The sequence below is a fragment of the uncultured Sphingomonas sp. genome (genome assembly GCF_964237155.1).
Classification (GTDB): domain Bacteria; phylum Pseudomonadota; class Alphaproteobacteria; order Sphingomonadales; family Sphingomonadaceae; genus Sphingomonas.
The window spans coordinates 1-4,237 of sequence record NZ_CAXSHH010000128.1 but is presented as its reverse complement, the minus strand read 5'-3'; the positions used below and the strand labels follow the sequence as shown (position 1 = coordinate 4,237).

At 70.5% G+C, this 4,237-nt stretch carries 5 protein-coding genes; all 5 read right to left on the bottom strand.

What is annotated here, in order from left to right; all coding sequences use genetic code 11:
* Positions 1 to 54 precede the first annotated feature (54 nt).
* Positions 55 to 540, bottom strand: coding sequence for a hypothetical protein (locus ACFE71_RS15065; RefSeq protein ID WP_375429579.1), 486 nt, complete (start codon positions 538 to 540; stop codon positions 55 to 57).
* A gap of 78 nt (positions 541 to 618) precedes the next feature.
* On the bottom strand, positions 619 to 858 hold the full coding sequence (locus ACFE71_RS15060) for a hypothetical protein (RefSeq protein WP_375429578.1): 240 nt from the start codon (positions 856 to 858) through the stop codon (positions 619 to 621).
* Positions 859 to 1,232: 374 nt separating this feature from the next.
* Complete coding sequence (locus ACFE71_RS15055) at positions 1,233 to 2,369, bottom strand: OmpA family protein (protein WP_375429577.1); 1,137 nt, start codon at positions 2,367 to 2,369, stop codon at positions 1,233 to 1,235.
* Positions 2,370 to 2,509: 140 nt separating this feature from the next.
* On the bottom strand, positions 2,510 to 3,016 hold the full coding sequence (locus ACFE71_RS15050) for a DUF2793 domain-containing protein (RefSeq protein WP_375429576.1): 507 nt from the start codon (positions 3,014 to 3,016) through the stop codon (positions 2,510 to 2,512).
* Positions 3,013 to 4,237 (bottom strand): phage tail protein (locus ACFE71_RS15045; protein ID WP_375429575.1); only part of this gene is annotated, 1,225 nt, incomplete at its 5' end. The genes ACFE71_RS15050 and ACFE71_RS15045, both read right to left, overlap by 4 nt.

The window sequence follows — 4,237 nt, the reverse complement described above, 5'->3', positions numbered from 1 at the left end:
CGTGGCGCTCGCCACCGCGCTCGCGTTCTGGCTGTGAACGAGTCTGGAGCCTAGCTACGCTAACGCCATACCGTAGCTCGTCGGCAGCTTGGTCGCGGTCTGACGAACAGCGGGCCTAACGGCCTCGCGCTCCAGGATCATCAAAACCAATACAGACGGAAGGAAAATGATCAACGCGATCGGATTCGCGAGCAGGACCGAGAGGATGAAGCGCACACCGATACTTGTGGTGGCGGAACCACCCTCAGCCTGCGTCCACCCTCCTTCCTTATGACGATGCGCGACGATCGCTCGCCACACCGCGCGCAATGGGATCCATCCGGCGCGAAACGACAGCGCATGATCCATGCAGAATCGCAGGAACAATCGGTCGTCCCTGGTCAAACCCGGACGGTGCAAGAGCGACGTGGCACGCTCGAACATTCGCCGTCGCAAAGGGTAGGCCGCACGCGCGAGCGCCGCGGTCGCCAACATTCCGCCCACGATCCCGAAAAGGAGCACCAGCAGCCCGATGATCGCCGCATTGTCCATGTCCAGCATCCTATCCGACCCGCGCGCCTACAACAAGAACGATGAACGGCAGGTTCCCGTCCCGAACATGGTCACGCCCGAACACCATCACCGACGCCTGCGTTTCGGTCGTACCGCGGCCTTGCGCACCCGGTCGAGCCCTTGCCGCTGCCCGTCCAGTTCGACGCCGATGGTAAGCCAGTGGATCAGGACCGCCAGCACCCAACCGGCGGGAAACATCCAGCTATGGGCGGACATCACCTTCAACAAGGCTTCGAACGGCTGCCATGCATCCTTGACCGCCGCGATCCCACCGACCGGTCCCCAATACCAAAGGGTTCCGGGCACCAACGACCGACCGAGTGGGGGAAGACTGGTCCGGCTCCCCCGACGAGGCTGGGCCGAACCGCGCCGTTGTTTCCGATTCATGACCTCGCCCGCGACTCTGATTTCTTGGCCGACCGGACTGGCCTGGGCGAGCCTGTTCTAGTGAGAATGGAAGAAGCAGGAAGTCAATGTGTTAGAACAGAACAAGTACGATAGTCCGAACCCCTCCCGCGCCGCGGCGAAGCCGCGCCGTCGACCGACACGTTCGGGACATCCGAACGGTCGTCGGCCGGTTGCGTGACAAGGGGCCGCATGGCGGCTCTTTTGTCACGCAACGAAAAAGGGAGGCCGGTTTCCCGACCTCCCCATTCCGTAGTCCACGGTGTGCGTAGGCCTTACTGGCCCGCGCCCGGTCCGTACATGACCTCCACGCGGCGGTTCTGAACCTCGCGGACGTTGTCGGCCGTGTCGACGCGCGGGCGGCTCTCGCCGAACGCCTCGGTCGAGATCGAAGCCTCGGGGATCGACCGCGACGACAGGTAGCCGCGGACCGCGTCGGCGCGGCGCTGCGACAGACCGACGTTATACGACGCCGCACCCGACTTGTCGGCGTGGCCGGCCAGCATGACCTGCGCGTTACCGCAATTGGTGTACTGGGTGACGGCGTTGTCGAGGATCGACGAGGCCTCGGGCGTGATGTCCGACTTGTCCCACTCGAAGAACACGATGAACGGTCCGGGCGAGCAGACCACGGCGGGCTCGGGCGGAGCCGGCGGAGCCAACGGGGCCTCCGGGATCGGAGGAGCCTCGGGCGCCGGGGGCGGCGCGGGCTCGCCGAAGTTGAACGTCACGCCACCCAGGATCGAGTGCGAACGAAAGCGCGTCTCGAGCTGACGGTTGCCGATATCCACCAGCTTGACGTCGTCGGCGTTGAAGAAGCGGTACTTCAGCGTCGCGTCGATCGTGTCGGTCAGCGGCGCGCGGACGCCCGCCAGGCCCTGGAACGCGAACACGGTGTCGGAGTCGTCGAGGAACGCGCCGCGCGTGCTCAGGCGGTAGCTGTCCGCCTTGACGCGCGCCACGCCGACGCCGCCGCCGATGAAGCCCTGGATGCCGTCATCCGCGCCGAAATCGAGCAGCCCGTTGACCATGAACGACAGCGCCGATGTGCGGCCGCCCGCATCGCGGTTGCCCGAAGCGACGTTGAACGTGCCGCCCGCGGCGTTGAACGCGGGCACGGTGACCGTGGAGGTCAGCTCGTCGACGACCGCGCTCTTGTAACCGACTTCCGTCTCCAGGCGGAACCCGCCGAAGTCGTAGCCGATCACCGCGTCGACGTCGTAGCCGTAATCGTGGTCGATCGAGATGCCGCTATCGGTGCCTACGCCCGCGGCGGTGGTGACGTCGTAGTCCAGATCCTCGACGATCATCGCACCGCCCTCGACGCCCACATACCACGCATTGTCGCGGGCAAGGACGGGCGAAGCGATGGCGGTGGAGGCGAGTGCCATTAGGACGGCAAGCTTCCGCATAAAAAACCCCTTTTCCAGATTGTCCCTTAGGACAGACCAAACCAACTATCGAAGGGATCGTTTCCACGCAAGAAGTGAAAAGCCCAAACCGTGTCCCTGCGGCAACAGGTCGGGCGGAGATTGCGGCGTCCGACGCTACGTCACGGCCCGATCAGCCCATGCGCCCGGAGCGCCTCCAGCACCGTGCCCACCGCCGCCCGCGCCTCGAGGTCGACCGTCGCTCCCCCCGCGGGCGTGGTGATCGCCGCCCCGCGCGGACCGAGCACCGGCACGCCCCCAACCAGTACCCGCGACGCCCGGACGTCGCCCGCGACCCACCCGCCGTCGGTAAACCGCGCGTGAAGCTTCTCGGCGATGATCCAGACGCTCAAGCCTTCGAACGGCGTCACGAAACGCCATCCCCCGCCCGTCCACCCCGCCAGCGCGCCCGCCCGGCCCTCCCAGACGCCGGTCGGCGCGGAACCGACGATCCACGCCTGTCCGATCGCGGCATCCGCCGGGGGCGCGTCCACGCCGATCGCTTCCACCCCCGCCCCGACGACCAGGTCGACGAGCGCCAGCGCCTCGTTGTGCGTCCCCTCCTTGCCCGCCTGCCCCGTCGCCAGCAACGGCAGCCCGAGTCGCGCGGTCGCGTCGTGTTCCATCATCCCGTCCCTTGAAAACCCGATCCGGCGCCCGGCCCCGGCACGACGACCACCGTCGCCGCGCCCAGTCCCAGGTCGCCCACCTGCCGCACCGTCACCGACACCGCGCCGCCCGCGCGCTCGGCGGGCTCCACGCCCAGGGCGGGCGCGCCCGGCGACGCGGCGCGGACGCTTCCGTCCGCCCTCGCCACCCGCACGTCCCACGCCTCGCGCTCCTCGCCGAGCGGCGCGTCCACGCCGTCGATCCAGCCCCATCCCGCCCGGCTGCGCCGCGCCCAGCTTACCCACGCGCCGCCGTCGGCGGTAAGCACCGCGCGAAGGTGCGCGGGCGCCAGCGGCAGCACCGACCGACCGCTCACGACCAGGCGCGCCTCCACCGGCCCGCCCACGTCGCCGACGCCCGAGGCGAGCATCCGCAGCTCGCGCCCGATCGCCTCCGCGGGCAGCTCGATCGTCCGCGCGGCGTCCGCCTCCAGCAGCGCGAAGCGCGCGCCCACCCCGGCGGGCGGCGCGCGCTCCGTCCCGAACCGCCCGCGTCGCAGCTCCTCCAACCGCCACCGCCCGCCGCCGAGCGGCGTCGCGCGCGCGAACTGCACCAGCTCCTCGCCGATGAGCGCAAGGTTCGCGCCCGCGTGGATCGCGCCCGCATCGGCGTCGCGCAGCGTCATGTGCCCGGGCAGCGCGACCACGACCGCCGACCGCCGGTCGACCAGCGTCGCGGGCGCCGCCACCGGCGGACGCTCGACCGGACCGATCGCCGCCGGCGCGGCGGTCGCGCCCGCTTCCGTCCAGCTCGCTCCGTCGTCCAGGGAATATAGCAGGGCCGCGCCCCGCCATCCCGCTCCGCCCGCCGCGACGACCGTCACCCGCGGGCCCGCGCCCCGCTCCGCATCCGCCGGGCGCTCGAAGACATGGAGCACCGTCGCGCCCGCCACCCGGTCGGGGGCGCCCAGCACCCGCCCCCCGCTCGCCGCCGACGCCGGCGTCGTCTCCGGCTCGGCCGCGACCAGCTCGATGCTCGTCGCGCCCCGCTCGCACTCGGTCGCGACGACCCGCCACGACCCGGTCTCGCCCCTGATCCGGACCCCGTCGCCCGGCCTCACCTCCAGCCCGGCGGGCCCGAGCGACAGCGTGCGCCGGGCCCGCGCCGCCCGCCCGCGCGCCAGCAGCACCCCGGCGAGCGTCTTGGCCGCTTCCGCCCCCAGCGCCGCCGGCAGCTCGACG

What these genes read in the sequence shown, in the direction of transcription:
- ACFE71_RS15050 (WP_375429576.1), bottom strand. Translation starts at nt 3,016, where the DNA reads ATGATGGAACACGACGCGACCGCGCGACTCGGGCTGCCGTTGCTGGCG.
- ACFE71_RS15055 (WP_375429577.1), bottom strand. Translation starts at nt 2,369, where the DNA reads ATGCGGAAGCTTGCCGTCCTAATGGCACTCGCCTCCACCGCCATCGCT.
- ACFE71_RS15065 (WP_375429579.1), bottom strand. Translation starts at nt 540, where the DNA reads ATGCTGGACATGGACAATGCGGCGATCATCGGGCTGCTGGTGCTCCTT.